General features: G+C 74.3%; 12 protein-coding genes. 5 read left to right on the top strand and 7 right to left on the bottom strand.

The window, feature by feature from the left end; all coding sequences use genetic code 11:
* Positions 1–96 precede the first annotated feature (96 nt).
* From ACH4NX_RS34895 to ACH4NX_RS34880, 4 genes are read right to left on the bottom strand one after another with little or no spacing between them, the layout of a single operon-like run.
* Complete coding sequence (locus ACH4NX_RS34895) at positions 97–405, bottom strand: DUF3040 domain-containing protein (RefSeq protein WP_398130037.1); 309 nt, start codon at positions 403–405, stop codon at positions 97–99.
* A gap of 57 nt (positions 406–462) precedes the next feature.
* Positions 463–1,377 (bottom strand): polysaccharide pyruvyl transferase family protein, encoded by a 915-nt coding sequence (locus tag ACH4NX_RS34890; RefSeq protein WP_398130036.1) that lies wholly within the window; start codon positions 1,375–1,377, stop codon positions 463–465.
* 57 nt (positions 1,378–1,434) lie between these two features.
* Complete coding sequence (locus ACH4NX_RS34885) at positions 1,435–2,904, bottom strand: tol-pal system YbgF family protein (RefSeq protein ID WP_398130035.1); 1,470 nt, start codon at positions 2,902–2,904, stop codon at positions 1,435–1,437.
* Complete coding sequence (locus ACH4NX_RS34880; protein WP_398130034.1) at positions 2,901–3,269, bottom strand: hypothetical protein; 369 nt, start codon at positions 3,267–3,269, stop codon at positions 2,901–2,903. The genes ACH4NX_RS34885 and ACH4NX_RS34880 overlap by 4 nt, the downstream gene beginning before the upstream one ends.
* A gap of 334 nt (positions 3,270–3,603) precedes the next feature.
* Between ACH4NX_RS34880 and ACH4NX_RS34875 the strand changes: the two genes are divergently transcribed.
* Positions 3,604–7,449: a WD40 repeat domain-containing protein gene (locus tag ACH4NX_RS34875; RefSeq protein ID WP_398130033.1), complete on the top strand. Its 3,846-nt coding sequence runs from the start codon at positions 3,604–3,606 to the stop codon at positions 7,447–7,449.
* A gap of 66 nt (positions 7,450–7,515) precedes the next feature.
* Positions 7,516–8,622 carry a winged helix DNA-binding domain-containing protein gene (locus ACH4NX_RS34870; RefSeq protein WP_398130032.1) on the top strand — a complete coding sequence of 369 codons (1,107 nt, stop codon included), beginning with the start codon at positions 7,516–7,518 and terminating at the stop codon, positions 8,620–8,622.
* 372 nt (positions 8,623–8,994) lie between these two features.
* Here the strand turns inward: ACH4NX_RS34870 and ACH4NX_RS34865 are convergent, their stop codons facing one another.
* Both ACH4NX_RS34865 and ACH4NX_RS34860 read right to left on the bottom strand, forming a co-directional pair.
* Positions 8,995–11,835 carry an AAA family ATPase gene (locus ACH4NX_RS34865; RefSeq protein WP_398130031.1) on the bottom strand — a complete coding sequence of 947 codons (2,841 nt, stop codon included), beginning with the start codon at positions 11,833–11,835 and terminating at the stop codon, positions 8,995–8,997.
* A 150-nt stretch (positions 11,836–11,985) separates the two neighbouring features.
* Complete coding sequence (locus ACH4NX_RS34860) at positions 11,986–12,813, bottom strand: response regulator transcription factor (RefSeq protein WP_398130038.1); 828 nt, start codon at positions 12,811–12,813, stop codon at positions 11,986–11,988.
* 145 nt (positions 12,814–12,958) lie between these two features.
* Between ACH4NX_RS34860 and ACH4NX_RS34855 the strand changes: the two genes are divergently transcribed.
* Positions 12,959–14,632 carry an AMP-binding protein gene (locus tag ACH4NX_RS34855; protein WP_398130030.1) on the top strand — a complete coding sequence of 558 codons (1,674 nt, stop codon included), beginning with the start codon at positions 12,959–12,961 and terminating at the stop codon, positions 14,630–14,632.
* Positions 14,629–16,236 carry an AMP-binding protein gene (locus ACH4NX_RS34850; RefSeq protein ID WP_398130029.1) on the top strand — a complete coding sequence of 536 codons (1,608 nt, stop codon included), beginning with the start codon at positions 14,629–14,631 and terminating at the stop codon, positions 16,234–16,236. Before ACH4NX_RS34855 ends, ACH4NX_RS34850 begins: the two co-directional genes overlap by 4 nt.
* Before the next feature lie 50 nt (positions 16,237–16,286).
* Here the strand turns inward: ACH4NX_RS34850 and ACH4NX_RS34845 are convergent, their stop codons facing one another.
* The gene (locus ACH4NX_RS34845) at positions 16,287–16,973 is read right to left on the bottom strand and encodes a hypothetical protein (protein ID WP_398130028.1); all 687 of its coding nucleotides are present in this window, start codon (positions 16,971–16,973) and stop codon (positions 16,287–16,289) included.
* 147 nt (positions 16,974–17,120) lie between these two features.
* Here ACH4NX_RS34845 and gcl point away from each other — a divergent pair, with 147 nt between their 5' ends.
* Positions 17,121–18,905 carry a glyoxylate carboligase gene (gene gcl / locus ACH4NX_RS34840; protein ID WP_398130027.1) on the top strand — a complete coding sequence of 595 codons (1,785 nt, stop codon included), beginning with the start codon at positions 17,121–17,123 and terminating at the stop codon, positions 18,903–18,905.
* The last annotated feature ends 2 nt before the right edge of the window (positions 18,906–18,907 follow it).

The raw sequence follows: 18,907 nt of genomic DNA, 5'->3' as shown, positions 1-18,907 counted from the left end.
CCACAGCACATCCCGCCTCCGAACCGCACCCCCGCACTCACTCACACACGCCAGAACACACTCATACGCAGTCAAACGCGAGCAGTTCCACACCCTCTAGCCCTCCGTCCACCTGCACAGCAGCCGGAACACCGCGAACAGCGTCGACGGCCACACGGCGGCGAAGGCCCAGATCACACCGGGGCGGGACGTGACGATGCCGGTCACCATGAGGGTGACCGACAGGGCGAGCAGCAGCAGGACGGTCAGGGCGCGGGGGCGGTAGGACGCCAGGCGGGTGAGGTCGGGGCGGCGGCCGGGCCGCAGGGTGCGCAGGCGCCGGTCCAGCCGGCGGTCGCGGCGCAGCGCCCGCTCCACCTCGTCGAGTACGCGTTGCTCGTGACCGGGGAGCCGGCCGATGCTCACGATGTCTCCTCCCGGGGGCGGACCGACGGTCGGCCGAGTGCCCGCGCGGCCGGGGGGCTAACCGTCCGGGCGCGCTCCCAGCGCCGCCACGAGACCGTCCGCGGTGTCCGCGACCGGCTCCGCCGACCGGAACCCGGCGCCGATCCGCCCGGCCTCCTCCCGCCCACCGGTCAGGCACCAGTCCCACCAGTGCTCCAGCACGCCCTCCGACAGCCGTTCGGCGGCCACCAGCGCCGGCCAGCCGCAGGCTCGCGCCTGTGCCGTCACCTTCGCACCGCCCTCGACCGGGTCCACCGCCAGCGCCGGCGTCCCGGCCCGCAGCGCCAGGACCAGCCCGTGCAGCCGGTCGGTGACGACCAGGTCCAGCCGGGCCAGTACGGCCTCCAGCTGGGCCGGTGTGCCGCACAGCCGCCAGTCGTGCGCGTCGAGCCGCGTCTCCAGCTCCAGCCGGGCACAGTCCTTGCCGGCCAGCCAGCCCGTCAGCCCCGCGGCGACCTCCTCGTGCCGCCGCTGCCCCCCGTACTCGTGCTGCCCGTGGGTGAGGACCACCCCGACCACCGGCCGGGCGGGCAGCGCGGGCGCGCGGGCGGCGAGGTCCGGGGTCGGCACGGCGCCGGCGGCGTCCCGGGCCAGCACCCGGTGGAAGCCGGTGACGGCGGGGGAGCGGGGGTCGACGACGGAGACTCCGACGGCGACCCGCACGCAGTGCGCGAACCGTCGGTGCAACTCCTCGACCTGCGGCCCGTGCGCCGGCCCGCACACGAAGACCAGCCGGGAGTACGCCGCCGGGTCCAGGTCCGCGAAGTGGAGGGCGTCCGCCCGGAACCCCGGGCTCCATACGACGTCGTACGGGAGCCCCGCACCCCGCAGCACCTCCTCCACCCGCCGCAGCGCCAGCACGTCCCCGGCGGTCGCCTCCCCGTGCAGGAAGCTGAACCAGCCGGTCACCAGGGTCTTGTCTCGTCCGCGCACAGTGTCCCCGGGTGCCCCGGCGGCGGCTGGGCAATCACCGGTCACCGGCCGGCGCGGTCAGCGCTCGACCACCGGCTCGAAGGCGTCGCGCACGTCGGAGTCCGAGGGCGTGACGGACCGCTGCGACGGCGGACTGCCGTAGTAGGAGATGAAGTACGGGCAGCTGGAGCCGCTGATCCGCAGCTTGCGGTCGGTCACGAGCTTCCCGGTCCGCAGCGCGTAGGCCTTCACCCGGACCTCGACCTCACGGAACGTGACGCTGCGGACGCGTTCGTCGTCGTCCCGGTACTGGCAGGTCTCCACGGTCTTCCCCATGCCCGCCGAGTCCACGCACACCACCAGCGCCGCCTTGGCCGCGTCGGTGGCGTGCCATCCGTCCGGCAGCTTGTCCGTGTACTCGCTGTCGCCCACGAACAGGGCGCGGTTGGCGCCCTCGCGGTGGGCGGGCGCCTGCGAGTACTTCGCCGGTTTCCGGCAGTACCCGGTGTTCATTCCGTCCGCCGCCGCCACCAGATCCCGGACGTTGTCCAGTTCGATGGCCAGACCGGCCTTCCTGATCCCCGCACGGGCTTCCTCCGCGCGCTCGTCGCCGGGGTGCTCGTCGAGCAGTCGCCGGTAGCGGTCGCGCGCGTTCGCCCACTCCTTGTCGGTCATGAGGGTGTCACCGCACTCCATGAGCGCCTCGGGCGCTATGCGCGCCGCGGTGGCGGACGAGGGGCCGCTCAGGTCCTCGGGGCCGTTCTCGCGGTCCCGCAGCCAGTCCGCGATCCGCACGGTCCGGCAGCCGTCCGCGGTGGGCAGCCGTCCGAGGAAGTGCTTCAGGGTCGCCTCGACCGTCCGTTCGTTGCCGGGTTCGCCGAGGACCGTGCCGAGCCGGCCGAAGCCGGTCTTCAGCATGCCGAGGTCACCGCCCAGCCCGCCGCTCAGATAGCCCGCGGCCGTGTCCAGACGCTCGCAGGCCTCGACCACGGTGTCGCCGCGGGCGGCCACCGGAGCGGCGGCCAGCCGGTGGCCCGGCCCCACCCGTTCCTGGGCGGTCACCACGGCCACGCAGTCCCCGTCCTCGCGGGCCTCCTCGACGGCGTCCGCGATCCCGTGGGCGTCGAAGCGCAGCCCCCCGGCGGTCACCAGCACGGGGAGGGCGAGGGCGAGCGCGAGCACCCGCTGTCCGCGCCGAGGGCCCGCCGCCGGGTGCCGCCGCGCCAGCCGCCATCCGTGGGCGACGACCACCGCCCACCACAGCAGCAGAACCAGCTCGCACCATGTCTCGGCCTTCGCGGCCACCAGCCACACCAGTGGGACGGTGACCACCGCGGCGGCCCAGAACAGCCCCCGGCGCCCCATGATCAGGTAGCCGGCGCCGAGCAGCGAGGCGTTGCCGACGGCGACGGCGAGCGGATCGGGCTCCCGGGGCTCCCGGGCCGGCGCGGGCGGCCGGTCCGGGCCGGGGGACTCGGACTCGGGATACCCGGACCCGGGATACCCGGACTCGGGGTACTCCGGTTCGCCGTACGGCGGGTGGGTCATGTCCCGGCCTCCTCGGTGTGGGCGCGGACGTACGCGTCGGCGGCCGGCAGGTACAGCAGGACCAGGCCCGGGACCGCGAGAGCCGCGGCGAGGAGCAGGGTGCCGCCGCCGTACAGCGGACCGTCGAGCGCGAACGGCGCGGCGAGTACGAGGAGCAGCACGGTCAGACACGTGACCGCGATCCGGGCGGTCCGCCGTCCCCGGCCGGCCCGGATCGCGAACCAGAGGCAGATCGCGAAGTGCGGCACCAGAATCGGTCTGCCCCGCGGGTCGGCCGCCACCGTCGCCGCGACGAACGTCCCGAGGACCAGCAGCACCACCGCCGGCGTCACGCTCCGCGGCCGGCGGGTCGCGTCGGTGGTCATCGGATCACTTCCCTCATGTGCCTTGCCCCCATGTGCCTTGCCCCCATGTGCCTTTCCCTGAAACCGGGTGAAGTGGGTGCGGGGTGGCGCGGCCGCCATGGACACGGCCCTCGCGCCGCCCCGCACTCCCCCGGCCATCGATTCCACCCCGGCACACCGTTGTTCAGCAGCCCGGCCGCGGCACTGAACAATGCGGAACCCCGGTGAAGGCGCCGTGAACTCCCCGTGCGCCACCCCCCGGTGAACACCTGTCCGGTTGCCGCCCCGTCCGGCGGGTCCCTACCGTGGGCGCCCGGACGGGAACCGAGAGCGACGACGGGGTGGGCGGCGACACGTGAGCGGACGCGGAGTGGGACGCCGGGAGCGACGGGTCGACCCGGGGGCCGGACCGGTGCAGCGGTTCGCCGCGGAACTCCGCGCCCTGCGGGAGTCGGTGGGGCGTCCGACGTACCGGACGATGGCGGAGAAGGTCCCGTTCTCGGTGACCGCCCTGTCCCAGGCGGCGGCCGGCCGGCAGCTCCCCACCCTCGCGGTGACCCTCGCCTACGTCGACGTCTGCGGCGGTGACCCCGAGGAGTGGGAGCGGCGCTGGCGCGAGACCAGCACCGAGGCCGCCGCCCTCGCCGCCGCGGACGAGGACACGCGACCGCCGTACCGGGGCCTGGCGCGCTACGAACCGGACGACACCGACCTGTTCTTCGGGCGCGACCGGCTCGTGGACCGGCTGACCGGGCTGACCCGCCGGCACCGCTTCACCGCCGTCTTCGGCCCCTCCGGCAGCGGCAAGTCCTCCCTGCTGCGGGCCGGCCTGATCCCGCGCCTGCGCGCGCCGGGAACCGGCCCGGACGCCCCCGTCCCGCCGGCGGCCGTGCGCGTCCTCACCCCCGGCACGAACCCGTGGCGCACCCACGCGGACCGGCTGGTCCCCGTGCCGGACACGGACGCGGACACCTGGCTGATCGTCGACCAGTTCGAGGAGCTGTACACCCTCTGCGCGGACCCGGCCGAGCGGAACGCCTTCGTCGGCCGGCTGCTCGACGCCACCGCTCCCGGCGGCTCGGTGCGGGTGGTGATCGCCGTACGCGCCGACTTCCTGGGGCGGTGCGCCGAACACCCCGGTCTGACCGCCGCGTTGCAGGACGCAACCCTGCTCGCCGGTCCCATGTGCCGGGAGGAGCTGAGGGAGGCCGTCGTCCGGCCGGCCGCCGCGGCCGGACTCGTCGTCGAACGCGCCCTGACCGCACGGCTGATCGACGAGGTCGAGGACGCGCCGGGTGGGCTGCCGCTGATGTCGCACGCGCTGCTGGAGACCTGGCGGCACCGCACCGGCCGGACCCTGACCGAGTCCGCGTACGAGGCGGCCGGCGGGCTGCGCGGCGCCGTCGTCCGCACCGCCGAGGAGGTGTACGGCGAACTCACCGCCCCCCAGGCCGACCTGGCCCGCCGCGTCCTGCTGCGGCTCGTCGCGCCGGGCGACGGCACCCCCGACACCCGGCGGCCCGCCGAGCACGCGGAACTGGACCTCGGCGACCCCGACGGCGCCCGTGCCGTGCTGGACCGGCTGGTGCGGGCGCGGCTGCTCACCTTCGACGACGGCACCGTCGAACTGGCCCACGAGGCCCTCATCACGGCCTGGCCCCGCCTGCGCGGCTGGATCGACGCCGAACGCGACCGGCTGCGCGTCCACCGGGCGCTCTCCGAAGCCGCCCGCACCTGGCTGACCCTCGGCCGGGAGAACGCCGCGCTCTACGCCGGCTCGCGCCTGTCCGCCGCCCACGACGCCTTCCCGCAGGACCACCGGAGTGCGGAACTCACGCCGGTGGAGAGTGAGTTCCTGGCCGCCTCGATGGGCCGGCGGCGGCGCGGGGTGTGGCTCCGGCGGGGCCTGTCGGCAGCCCTCGCCCTGCTGGTACTGGTCGCCTCGGGCACCGCCGTCGCCGCCCTGCGGGCACGGGCCACGGCGCAGGCCGAGCGGGACGACGCCGTCTTCGGCCGGATCACCGCGGAGGCCGACCGGCTGCGCGGCACCAACACCGCGCTGACCGCCCGGCTCGACGTCGCCGCGCTCGGCATGCGCTCCACCCCCGACCTGCTCACCCGGCTCACCGCGGACGCGGGCCGGGTGCTGTCCACCCGGCTGCCCGGGCACGAGGGCATCGGCAGCGCCGTGGCGTTCGCCCCGGACGGCCGCACCCTCGCCAGCGGCGGCCACGACGGCACCGTACGGCTGTGGAACACGGCGGGACCGGGCGCGGCGGGTCCGGGTGCGGGCGAGCCGCTCGGTGAACCGCTGCGCATCACCGGCGGCCCGGTGGGCGCCGTGGCGTACTCGCCCGACGGCACCCTGCTGGCGGCGGCCGGGCACGGAGGGGCCGTCCGGCTGTGGGACGTGGGACGCGACCGCGCGCGGCCGCGACCCGTGGGCCGGCCCCTGGTCAGCCACGACGGGCAGTCCGTCGTCGCCGTCGCCTTCGCCCCGGACGGCCGCACCCTCGCCACCGCCGGTGACGACGGCACCGCCCGCCTGTGGGACCTGCGCGACCCGGCCCGGCCCGCACCACTCGGCGAACCGGCCCGCGCCGACGCCCGCAGCGTCCGCGACATCGCCTTCGCCCCGGACGGCCGCACCCTCGCCACGGCCGGCCACACCGGGACCGTACGCATGTGGCGACTGGACACCGCCGACGGGATGACCCCGCTCGGCGAGCCGCGGCGCGCACACGAGGAGGCCGTCTGGTCGGTGGCGTTCTCCCCGGACGGCCGGACCCTGGCCACCGCCGGCTACGACGAGACGGTGCGGCTGTGGGACGTGTCCGGCACGGACGGCCCGCGCCCGCTGGGCGATCCGCTCACCGCGCACTCCGCCGCCGTGTGGGGCGTGGCCTTCAGCCCGGACGGACACACCCTGGCCAGCGCCGGGCAGGACGACACCGTGGTCCTGTGGAACGTGGCCAATCCCGAGTACCCGCAGCAGACGGGCGAGCCGCTGACCGGGCACACGGAGGGCCTGTGGGACCTGGCGTTCGCCCCCGACGGCCGCACCCTCGCCACCACCGGCGCCGACCGCAGCGTCCGCGTCTGGCATCTGCCGGAGAACGTCCTCACCGACTTCACCAACCCGCTCACCTCCGTGGCGTACGGTCCGAACGGCCGCCTGCTCGCCGCCGCCAGCACGGACGACGCCCTGGTCCGGCTCTGGGACGTCGGCCGGCCGGGCCGCCCCCGCCCGCTCCCGCGCCACCTCACCGGCCACGAGGCCCCCGTACTGACCGCGGCCTTCGCCCCGGACGGCCGCACGGTCGCCGCCGGTGCCGAGGACGGCACCGTACGGCTGTGGGACGTCTCCGATCCGACCCGCCCCGCCCCCGCCGGCACCCTCCCGGACGCGCACCCGGGCGGTGTCCTCACCCTCGCCTTCGCCCCCGACGGCCGCACCCTCGCCACCGGCGGCGCGGACGGCAGGGTGCGGCTGTGGGACGTACGCGGCCGGGGCGACGTACGCCCCCTCGGCGAACCCCTGGTCGCCCACGCGGACTGGATCACCTCCGTGGCCTTCGCGCCCCACGGCCGCACCCTCGCCACCGGCAGCCAGGACAAGACGGCCCGCCTGTGGGACGTGAGCGACCGCGACCGGGCCCGTCCCGTGGGCGAGCCCCTCACCGCGCACGGCGACTGGGTCAACTCCGTGGCGTTCTCCCCGGACGACGGCCGCACCCTCGCCACCGGCGGCCGGGACCGCACGGTACGGCTGTGGGACGTCACGGACCCCGGCCGGGCCCGCCCGCTGGGCGAGGAACTGACCGGGCACCGCGGCGGCGTCACCTCCGTGGCCTTCGCCCCGGACGGCCGCACCCTCGCCAGCGGCGGCGAGGACCACGCGGTACGCCTGTGGAACGTCGCGGACCCCGCCCGCGCCGAACCCTTCGGGCACGAACTCGGCGGCCACCTGGAGACGGTCACCTCGGTCGCGTTCAGCTCCGACGGGGACAGCCTCGCCTCCGCGAGCCACGACCTCACGGCCCGGCTCTGGACGCTCGACACGGACCGGACGGCCCGTCACATCTGCTCCCGCACCGGCGGCGACCTCACCCCGGCCACCTGGCACGACCTTCTCCCACAGCTCAGCTACCGGCGCACCTGCGAGGAGAGCGGGGACGGTTCACACCGTGCCGGTGGCTGAAACGGCGACGCCAGGCACCGTTCTCGCGGCCAGAAGCCGTCCGCGACCGCCGCTACCGTGCACAGCATGACGACCAAGGCACGAACGACGGCTCCCGTCCTCGGCACCCGCGCCCTGGGCCGCGCCACCCTGGCCCGGCAGTCGCTGCTGCGCCGCGCGACGATGTCCGCCGAGGCCGCCGTCGCACATCTCGTCGGCCTCCAGGCGCAGAACGTGAAACCTCCGTACTACGCGCTCGCCGCCCGCCTCGAGGGCTTCACGCCCGACGACCTCTCCGGGCCGATGGCCGACCGCCGGGTCGCCCGCCTCGTCACCATGCGCTCGACCATCCACACCCACACCGCCGACGACTGCCTCACCCTGCGGCCGCTGGTACAGGCCGCCCGGGACCGCGAACTGGGCAACTTCCGCAAGGGACTCGTGGACGTCGACCTGGACCGGCTCGCCGCCCTCGCCCGCGAACTGGTCGAGGACACACCGCGCACCATGGCGGAACTGCGCGAGGCACTCCTCGCCCAATGGCCCGACGCCGACCCGCGGGCCCTGTCCGTCGCCGCCCGCTGCCGGCTTCCGCTCGTGCAGGTGACACCGCGCGGGCTGTGGGGCAGGAGCGCTCAGGTCACACTCACCACCGCCGAGCACTGGCTCCGACGCCCCGCGCGGCCGGCGCCCGCGGTGGACGACACCGTGCTGCGCTATCTGGCCGCCTTCGGGCCCGCCTCCGTGAAGGACATGCAGACCTGGGCGGGCGTGACCCGGCTCCGGGACGCCTTCGAACGGCTGCGCCCCCGGCTCGTCACCTTCCGGGGACCGGACGGCGCCGAACTCTTCGACCTCCCCGACGCGCCCCGTCCCGACCCGGACACGCCTGCACCGCCGCGCTTCCTGCCCGAGTTCGACAACCTGCTCCTCTCCCACGCCGACCGCACCCGCGTCGTCCCGCCCGCACACAAGGGCCGCACCTGGACGAAGAACGTGGCCCACCGCGTCCTGCTCGTCGACGGCCTCGTGGCCGGACTGTGGAAGCTCGAGGACGACGCCCTCGTCGTCGAGGCCTTCGACGACCTCACCAGGGGGACGCGGGACGAGGTCGCGGCCGAGGGGGAGCGGATGCTGGCGACGATGCACCCCGAGGCCGCGTACGGCATCCGCTTCGGGACGCTACGCGGCTGACATGGTAAGGGGGCGTTGCGGGCCGCTCGTGGAGGCTCGCAACGCCCCCCGGTCTCGCACCTGAGGGGTACTCAGGAAATCCAGGGCCGGGCCGCGAAGGTCAGGCCTCAGGCCTCAGGCCTCAGGCCTCAGGTCGGGTTGCCGGTGGGGGGTCGCACGGGCGTGGGGGGTGGTACGGGGGTCTCGGGACAGACCCCCGTATGCCCGGGCGAGCGGCACGTGCTCACGCTAGAACCGGCGGTGGCGACCGCCCAATGAGGGAAGCCCCTAGGGGAGCCGGGCAGGGAAAACCCTCGGTCGGCCCTACGTAAACCCGACTGCCCCCAACCGGTGGAACCGGCCGTCCCGCTCACCCGGCGGACCCGCCCCGGCTCATTCGGTTCCGGTCCGCCTGCCCGCCGCCAGTCGGACGATGTCGACCCGGGACCGGATCCCCAGTTTGCGGTAGACCCGGGTCAGGGTCGCCTCGACCGTCTTGACGCTGACGAACAGGCGGGCGGCGATCTCCCGGTTGGTCGCCCCCTCCACGACCAGCGCCGCCACCTGACGCTCCATCGGGGCGAGAGAGACCAGCCCGTCGGGCACGGCGGCCGGCGCGGGCGGCGGTGATCCGGCCGCCCCCGCCGCGACGGCCTCCTCCACCTGCCGCAGCCAGGGCAGCGCCCGGCAGCGCCGGAACAGCCGGGCCGCCTCGTCGTACGGAGCCGGTCCCGGCGCCCGCCCCGGCCGGCCGGCGTGCAGCTCTGCCAGCGCGAAGGCCGCCCGCGCCTCCTCCAGGCCGAAGCCCAGCCCGGCGAGCCGCTCCCGCGCCGAGGTCAACCGGGTGACGACGGACCGGTGCTCCCCCCGCGCCGCCCGCACCTGGGCCTCGGCCCGGTCCAGCACCGCGAGCACACTCTCCCGCCCGAGCCGCAACGCGTGCGCGCGCGTGACCTCGATGACGTCCTGCGCCTCGGCCGGCTCCCCGGTACGCACCAGCGCCTCGGCGAGGTCGCCCTGCCACCGGCCGCGCGCCGGGTCGGTGATGCCCGCGCCGGCCTCCAGCTCCCGTACCCGGCGCAGCGCGCGTACGGCCGCCCGCGCGTCACCCGCCACCAGACTCGCGTGGCCGAGCGCCGCCAGCGCCCGCGACAGGTACACCGCGTCGCCGTCCTCCTCGGCCCGCCGCACCGCCTCCCGCGCCAGCGCCAGCGCCCGCTCCACGTCACCGCCGGCGGCCTCGGCCAGCGCGGCCTGCATCGCGCCCGCGCCCTCGCCGATACCCGCGTCCCGGGCCAGCGTCAGGCTCTCCCGGGACAGTTCCAGGGCCCGGCCGCAGTGCCCGGAGTGCAGCTCGGTCTCCGAGAGGAAGCGCAGATAGTGGACCTCGCTCTCGGCCATGCCGCGCCGGCGCACCTCGCGCAGCAGCGCGGTGGCGGTGGTCCGCGCCTCGGCCAGCCGGTCGCTCATCAACAGCCACCGGAACCTGGACGAGCCGGCCCCGTTGTGATGGCACGCCACCCGCGGGTCCTGCGGCTCCTGCAACGCCCGCCCGATGGTCGCCGGGGCGTCCGGATGCCCCATCAGCGTCTCCGCCTGCGCCTGGAGCGCGAGCGCGAGCAGCTCGGTGCGCCGGTTTCCGGCCCGCGCCGCCAGCCGGGCCGCGTGCGCGGCCTCCTCGCGGCCCTGCGCGAAGTCGCCCTGCACCACCAGAGAGCGCCAGGCCAGCTGGTAGTGGACCAGGGCGAGCAGCCGGGGGTCGTCGCCCGCGTCGGCCAGGGCCTGCGGGAAGACGGCGTCGACCTCGCCGATGGCCTGCCCGGCCGCCTCGATCACCACCATCCAGGCGCGTACCCGCTCGCCGGGCGCGCCGGCCCGGGTCAGCACCTCGCGGGCGATGTCCCGGGCGAGGTCCGGCTCACCGGCGGTGATCGCGTCCTCGGCGGCCGTCAGCCGGCGCTCGTCCGGCCCCGGGGCGCCGTCCGCCGGGGTGTGCCGCGCCGCCAGCAGCCCCAGCGACGCGGCCACCGACGGCGCCCCGCGGTCCCGGGCCAGCGCGGCGGCCTCCGCCAGCCGGGCCGCCACCCGCGGGTCCGTGCCGGTGGTCGACAGGGCCAGGTGCCGGGCGCGTTCGATCGGGTCGGAGGCCGCCGTGGACAGCGCGGCGTGCGCGGCCCGTCGCTCCGGCGCCGGCGCCTCGGCGTACAGCGCGGCCGAGATCAGCGGATGCGCGAACCGTACGGCCGGACCCTCCGGATCGGTCGCCAGCAGCCCCAGCGCCGCCGCCTGGGCGGTCTCGGCCTCGGAGTTCTCCCGGCCCGCCGCGTGCAGCAGGGCCGGAGTGGGGCGGGCGCCGGCGCTGGCCACCAGGAGGGTGCGGCGCGCGTCGTCCGACAGCATCTCCAGTCGGCTCAGGACCAGGGCGCGCAGCGAGGTCGGCACCGGCAGCGGCTCACCCGGCCGGGGCGGAGTGGGGCTCTCGGCGAGGGCCCGGCCCAGCTCCAGCGCGAACAGCGGATTGCCGCCGCTGGTGCGGTGGATCTCGCGGACGGTGGAACGGGACAGGCCCGCGTAGCCGCGTTCGTCCAGCAGCGCCGACACCTGGGCGCGGGTCAACGGGCCGAGCCGCACGGCGCGGGTGTCCGGCGGGGACGCGCGCAGATGGCGGTCGTACGCCGCGCCCTCCGTCTCCGGGCCCTCGGTCCGCGCCGCGCACAGCAGCCGTACCGGAGTGTCGCCCAGGCGGCGGGCGGCGAAGCCCAGGAGCTCGGCGCTGGCCGGATCGAGCCACTGCAGATCGTCGGCGACCACCAGCACGGGCCCCGCGGCGGCGAGCGCGCGCAGCGCGGAGAGCACGGCCAGCCGCAGCGCCAGCCCGTCGCGCTGGAGGGTGGACTCGCCGCGTCCGGTGAGCGCCGACTCCAGCGCGGTGCGCTGGGCGGCGGGCAGCGCGCCCGACACCTCGTCCAGGACCTGGCCCAGGAGATCGGCGAGGGCGAGGAAGGGGAGATGGGATTCGGACTCGGTGGCCGAGCAGCGCAACACGGTGTACGCGGTGCGCGCGTATTCGGCGGCCAGGGTCCGCAGTACGGTCGACTTTCCAATTCCGGCGGGCCCGTGCAGCAGCACACTGCCGCCCCGGGTGAGCTGCTCGCGCGCCGCGCCGAACGACTCCTCCCGCCCGATGACCAGGTCGAAGCGGCACCCGGCAGACTCCGCGAAGTCCCGTCGCACGGTGACCGCTCCCTCCGTATGTCGTGTCCCGGCCAATGTTAGGCAACGGCCGTCGAATTACGGGGGGACGAGGAGGTGAGGCAAACGACAACCGGCGGCGCCGAATGCGAAAGCCCCGGAAATACTCCGTGGCGGCGCCCGGCGAGAGGGCTACGGAAGCCACCCCGCCCGGCGTGCCGCGACGACCGCCTCACCGCGGGTGCGCGCCCCGAGCTTGCGCATGGCCGAGCGCAGGTAGCTCTTGACGGTTTCCGGCCGTACGCCGAGCCGTTGCGCCGTCGCCGCGTTCGTCGCCCCCGCGGCGACACAGGCCAGCACGTCCACCTCACGGGGAGCCGGCCGGACCTCCCGCGCGGGTGCGCCGTCCGCGGTCAGCAGCCCGCACGCGCGCAGCAACTCCTCCCGCAGCGCGGGGTCCGGGATCCGGGGAGCCAGGGCCCGCAGCGCCGCGTGCGCCTCCCGCACCCGTTCCCGGACCGCGGAATCCGCCGGATCACCCACCGGGTCACCCTCCGGCCGAGGCCGGGAAGCCGCCAGCAGTTCGCCCGCCTCGTCCCGCAGCACGAGCGCCTGCTCCACGTCCCGCGCCGCCTCCACCGCCGCGCTCAGCGTGCGGTCGCCCAGCGGCTGGGCCGTGCGCAGGGCGCCGTACAGCACCCCGCGCACCCGGCGCCGCACGACCACCGGCACCGCCAGCACCGAGCGCAGGCCCTCGGCGGCGACCGGGAGGTCGTACTCGTGGCTGATCCGCCGGGAGACGGAGTAGTCCGTCACGGCGCACGGCCGCGACAACTCCACCGCCTTGCCGCCCAGGCCGTTGCCCGAGGTCACCGCGAGAGAGCTCAGCGCGGCCGTGGCGGTGCCGCTCAGCTCGCTGATGCGCACCCGCCGCCGGCCGCTCTCCATCAGCCCGCCGAAGGCGACCGGCAGCCCGGTCGTGCGCCGCAGCCGCGTCAGCGCGCCGCGGATCTCCACCATGTCGGCCGCGTCCACCGCCACCCGTTCCGCCCTCCTCCGCGCCCGTCCCGGGGCGCACACCCCCGATCGGGGGTAGTGAGACTCACATCACGGATTAGACGATGGCACAGAGCCGCCCGGCAAGGTCCGGCACAGAGGAGGACAGATGACGACGGCCACGGAGCTGTTCCGCAGCGCACGGGACTTCCTGCTGGAACACCGCGAGGACTACACCGCCGCCCACGAGGGGTTCCGGTGGCCCCGGCCCGAGTACTTCAACTGGGCGCTGGACTGGTTCGACGTCGTCGCCGAGGGCAACACGCGCACGGCGCTGCACATCGTCGAGGAGGACGGCACCGAGGTCCGGGTCTCCTTCGCCGAGATGTCCGCCCGCTCCGACCGGGTCGCGAACCGGCTGCGCGAGTGGGGCGTCGGCCCCGGGGACCGCGTCCTCGTCATGCTCGGCAACCAGGCCGAACTGTGGGAGACGGCGCTCGCCGCGATGAAACTCCGCGCCGTCGTCATCCCCGCCACCCCGTTGCTCGGCCCCGCCGATCTGCGCGACCGCGTGGACCGGGGACGGGTCGGGCACGTGATCGTCCGGGCCGAGGACACCGGCAAGTTCGCCGACGTACCCGGCGACTACACCCGCGTCGCGGTCGGCGGCACGACGGAGCCCGGCTGGCGGACGTACGAGGACGCGTACACGGCCCTCGACGCCTTCACCCCGGACGGCCCCACCGCCGCCGACGATCCGCTGATGCTGTACTTCACCTCCGGCACCACCGCCCGCCCCAAACTGGTTGAGCACACCCACGTCTCCTACCCCGTCGGGCACCTGGCCACCATGTACTGGATCGGCCTGAAGCCCGGCGACGTCCACCTGAACATCTCCTCGCCCGGCTGGGCCAAGCACGCCTGGTCGAACCTGTTCGCGCCGTGGAACGCCGAGGCGACCGTCTTCCTGTACAACTACACCCGTTTCGACGCGGCCCGCCTGATGGCCGAGATGGACCGGGCCCGGGTGACCACCTTCTGCGCCCCGCCGACCGTGTGGCGCATGCTCATCCAGGCCGACCTGACGCAGCTCGCCACTCCGCCGCGCGAGATCGTCGCCGCCGGTGAGCCGCTGAACCCCGAGGTGATCGAGCAGGTCCGCCGCGTCTGGGGCGTGACCGTCCGGGACGGCTTCGGCCAGACCGAGACCGCCGTCCAGGTCTCCAACAGCCCCGGCCAGGTACTCAAGACCGGCTCCATGGGCCGCCCCAGCCCCGGCTACCGCGTCGAACTCCTCGACCCGGTCACCGGCGCCCCCGGCGTCACCGAGGGCGAGATCGCCCTGGACCTGTCCGAGCGCCCCGTCGGCCTCATGACCGGCTACCACGGCGATGCCGACCGCACCGCCGAGGCGATGGCCGGCGGTTACTACCGCACCGGCGACATCGGCGCCCGTGACGCCGACGGATACCTGACGTACGTCGGCCGCAGCGACGACGTCTTCAAGGCATCCGACTACAAGATCTCCCCGTTCGAGCTGGAGAGCGCGCTGCTGGAGCACGAGGCGGTCGCGGAGGCGGCGGTCGTGCCGGCCCCGGACGAGCTGCGTCTCGCGGTGCCGAAGGCGTACGTCGTCCTGGCGGCCGGCTGGGAGCCGGGCCCGGACACCGCGAAGACGCTGTTCGAGCACTCCCGGAAGGTCCTCGCCCCCTACAAGCGCGTCCGCCGCCTGGAGTTCGGCGACCTGCCCAAGACCGTCTCCGGGAAGATCCGCCGCATCGAACTCCGCGAGGCGACGGCGGCCGGCTCCCAGGACGAGTACCGCGAGGAGGACTTCCGGTGACCACGCTCTCCTACGCCCACGGCACCAGCACCACCCCCCTCCTCGGCGACACCATCGGCGCCAACCTCGACCGCGCGATCGCCGCCCACCCGGACCGCGAGGCCCTGGTCGACGTACCGTCCGGACGGCGCTGGACCTACGCCCGGTTCGGCACGGACGTCGACGAGGTGGCGCGCGGACTGCTGGCGAAGGGCGTCACCAAGGGCGACCGGGTCGGCATCTGGGCGGTCAACTGCCCCGAGTGGGTCCTCGTCCAGTACGCCACCGCCCGCATCGGCGCCATCATGGTCAACGTCAACCCGGCCTACCGGGCACACGAGTTGGAGTACGTCCTCCAGCAGTCCGGGATCACCGTGCTCATCGCCTCCCTCACCCACAAGGGCAGCGACTACCGGGCGATCGTGGAGCAGGTCCGAGCCAGGTGCCCGGAACTGCGCGAGAGCGTCTACATCGGCGACCCGTCCTGGGACGCGCTGACGGCGGGCGCCGCATCGGTGCCGCCGGAGCGACTGACCGCGGCGGCCGCCGAGCTGAGCTGCGACGACCCGGTCAACATCCAGTACACCTCCGGCACGACCGGCTTCCCCAAAGGCGCCACCCTCTCCCACCACAACATCCTCAACAACGGCTACTGGGTGGGCCGTACGGTCGGCTACACGGAGCAGGACCGAGTGTGTCTTCCTGTCCCGTTCTATCACTGTTTCGGCATGGTCATGGGGAATCTGGGCATCACCTCCCACGCCGCCTGCATCGTCATCCCCGGCCCGTCGTTCGAACCGGCGGCCACGCTGGAGGCGGTGCGGCGGGAGCGGTGCACGTCGCTGTACGGCGTCCCGACCATGTTCATCGCGGAGCTGAACCACCCGGACTTCGCCTCGTACGACCTCACCTCCCTGCGCACCGGCATCATGGCGGGCTCGCCCTGTCCGGTGGAGGTCATGAAGCGGGTGGTCGCCGAGATGCACATGGAGGAGGTCTCCATCTGCTACGGCATGACGGAGACCTCCCCGGTCTCCCTCCAGACCCGGATGGACGACGACCTCGAACACCGCACCGGCACCGTCGGCCGGGTCCTGCCCCACATCGAGGTCAAGGTCGTCGACCCGGTGACCGGCGTGACCCTGCCCCGAGGCGACGCCGGCGAGCTGCGCACCCGGGGGTACAGCGTGATGCTCGGCTACTGGGAGGAGCCCGAGAAGACCGCCGAGGCGATCGACCCGGGCCGCTGGATGCACACCGGGGACCTCGCGGTGATGCGCGACGACGGCTACGTGGAGATCGTCGGCCGCATCAAGGACATGATCATCCGGGGCGGCGAGAACATCTACCCGCGCGAGGTCGAGGAGTTCCTCTACGCCCACCCGAAGATCGCGGACGTCCAGGTCGTCGGCGTACCGCACGAGCGCTACGGCGAGGAGGTCCTCGCCTGCGTCATCCCGCGCGACGCGGCCGACCCGCTCACCCTGGAGGAGCTGCGCGCCTACTGCGACGGGCAGTTGGCCCACTACAAGGTGCCCAGCCGCCTCCAGGCCCTCGACTCCTTCCCGATGACCGTCTCGGGGAAGGTGCGCAAGATCGAGCTGAGGGAGCGGTACGGAGCGTAGGCCGTACGGCGAGTAGAGCGTACGGCGAGCAGACCGTACGGAGCGGGAGTTCAGCCGGCCGCGGCGTCCAGCGTCACGGCCGGCGCGTTGACCGGGCGCGGAACACCCGTCGGATCGAGGACGAAGAGCGGGACGCCCAGCAGGTCGGCGCGGGCGCGGGCCTCCTCGGTGTACCCGGCGAGGGAGAAGTAGAGGCAGTCCGCGGATTCCGCCATGGCCGTCAGCCACAGGCACTCCACGTCCCGCGCCGAGGCCGGGTCCACCGTCGGATCCACCTGGACGACGATGCCGGGCGCGGCCAGCCCGATGCCGGAGACGGGCCGCTGCTCGGCGCGGCTGACGTCCCGGTGGCCCAGCCCGCGCAGATACAGGACGGCGGCGGTGACCGCGTCGCGGGCGGTGCGGATCGGGACGGCCCGGTGGGCCGGGACCCGCGACCCGGGGGTGCGCCCGGACCGGCCCGCGGCCGTGCGGTCCACCGGCACGCACAGCACCGTCCCGCACGAGCAGCCCAGTTCCGGCCGCGGCCACCGGCTCTCGGTCCCGCAGGCCGCGCAGCGCACACCGATCCACTCCTCGTCCCACGCCCGGTGGGTGACCGCGGTCGCGGTACCGCGCGGATCGAGATCCGGGGCGACGGGCGCCCCGCACGCGCAGGGGTACGACGGTGCCGTATAGCGGTGCCGGCACCCGCAGGAGGTGCAGCACACCGAGATGGTCTCGGACATGGCCCCCATCGTCCTCTCTTGACGGTGCCCAGCTACCCACTTACATTACTTCCAGATCGTAGAAAACAAATTTCACTATACGGAAGTTGCTACGGAAGAGCTCACCGCGGGGCGCGACGGGAGTGCGAATCCGACAGCCGACAGCAGGAGTACTCGATGGCTCGTATGACCGCTGCCCGAGCGGCAGTTGAGATTCTCAAGCGCGAGGGCGTCACGGACGCGTTCGGTGTGCCGGGCGCGGCGATCAACCCCTTCTACGCGGCGCTCAAGGCCTCCGGCGGCGTCCAGCACACCCTCGCCCGCCATGTCGAGGGCGCCTCGCACATGGCCGAGGGCTACACCCGGACCCACGCCGGCAACATCGGCGTCTGCATCGGCACCTCCGGCCCGGCCGGCACCGACATGATCACCGGCCTCTACTCGGCGATCGGCGACTCGATCCCGATCCTGTGCATCACCGGCCAGGCACCGACCGCGGTGATCCACAAGGAGGACTTCCAGGCCGTCGACATCGCCTCGATCGCGGGGCCGGTCACCAAGATGGCCGTCACCGTCCTGGAGGCCGCCCAGGTCCCCGGCGTCTTCCAGCAGGCGTTCCACCTCATGCGTTCCGGACGGCCGGGACCGGTGCTGATCGACCTGCCGATCGACGTCCAGCTGACGGAGATCGAGTTCGACCCGGACACCTACGAGCCGCTCCCGGTCTACAAGCCGGCCGCGAGCCGCGCCCAGATCGAGAAGGCGATCGGCATGCTGTGCGCCGCCGAGCGCCCGCTGATCGTGGCCGGCGGCGGTGTCATCAACGCCGACGCCGCCGACCTCCTGGTCGAGTTCGCCGAGCTGACCGGCACCCCGGTCGTGCCGACCCTGATGGGCTGGGGCCTGCTGCCCGACGACCACGAGCTGAACGCCGGCATGGTCGGCCTCCAGACCTCGCACCGCTACGGCAACGCGACCTTCCTGGAGTCCGACTTCGTCCTCGGTATCGGCAACCGCTGGGCCAACCGCCACACCGGCAAGCTCGACGTCTACACCGCCGGACGGAAGTTCGTCCACGTCGACGTCGAGCCGACCCAGATCGGCAAGATCTTCGCTCCGGACTACGGCATCGCCTCCGACGCGAAGGCCGCCCTGGAGCTGTTCGTCGAGGTCGCGGGGGAGCTGAAGGCGGCCGGGAAGCTGCCCGACCGCTCCGCGTGGGCCGCCGCCGCGCAGGAGAAGAAGGCCACCCTCCAGCGCCGTACGCACTTCGACGACATCCCGATCAAGCCGCAGCGCGTCTACGAGGAGATGAACAAGGCCTTCGGCCCGGAGACCCGGTACGTCTCCACGATCGGCCTCTCCCAGATCGCCGGCGCCCAGATGCTGCACGTCTACCGCCCGCGGCACTGGATCAACTGCGGCCAGGCCGGCCCGCTCGGCTGGACCGTCCCGGCCGCCCTCGGCGTCGCCAAGGCCGACCCCGGCACCCAGGTCGTGGCGCTCTCCGGCGACTACGACTTCCAGTTCATGCTCGAGGAACTGGCCGTCGGCGCGCAGCACAAGATCCCGTACGTCCACGTCCTGGTCAACAACTCCTACCTGGGCCTCATCCGGCAGGCGCAGCGGGCGTTCGAGATCGACTTCCAGGTCAACCTGGAGTTCGAGAACATCAACTCGCCCGAACTGGGCGTCTACGGCGTCGACCACGTCAAGGTCGCCGAGGGCCTGGGCTGCAAGGCGATCCGCGTGACCGACCCCGGTGAGCTGGGCGCGGCCCTGGAGCAGGCCAAGAAGCTCGCCGCCGAGCACCAGGTGCCGGTGGTGGTCGAGGCGATCCTGGAGCGCGTCACCAACATCTCCATGTCGGGCACCAACGACATCGGCAACGTCGTGGAGTTCGAGGAGCTGGCGACCGAGCCGGGGCACGCCCCGACCGCGATCCGGACGCTGAAGGTCTGACC

It is taken from the genome of Streptomyces sp. NPDC017225 (assembly GCF_044331465.1).
In the GTDB taxonomy this organism is placed as follows: domain Bacteria; phylum Actinomycetota; class Actinomycetes; order Streptomycetales; family Streptomycetaceae; genus Streptomyces.
The sequence above is the reverse complement of the archived record's forward strand: the minus strand, read 5'-3'. Positions and strand labels throughout refer to the sequence as shown.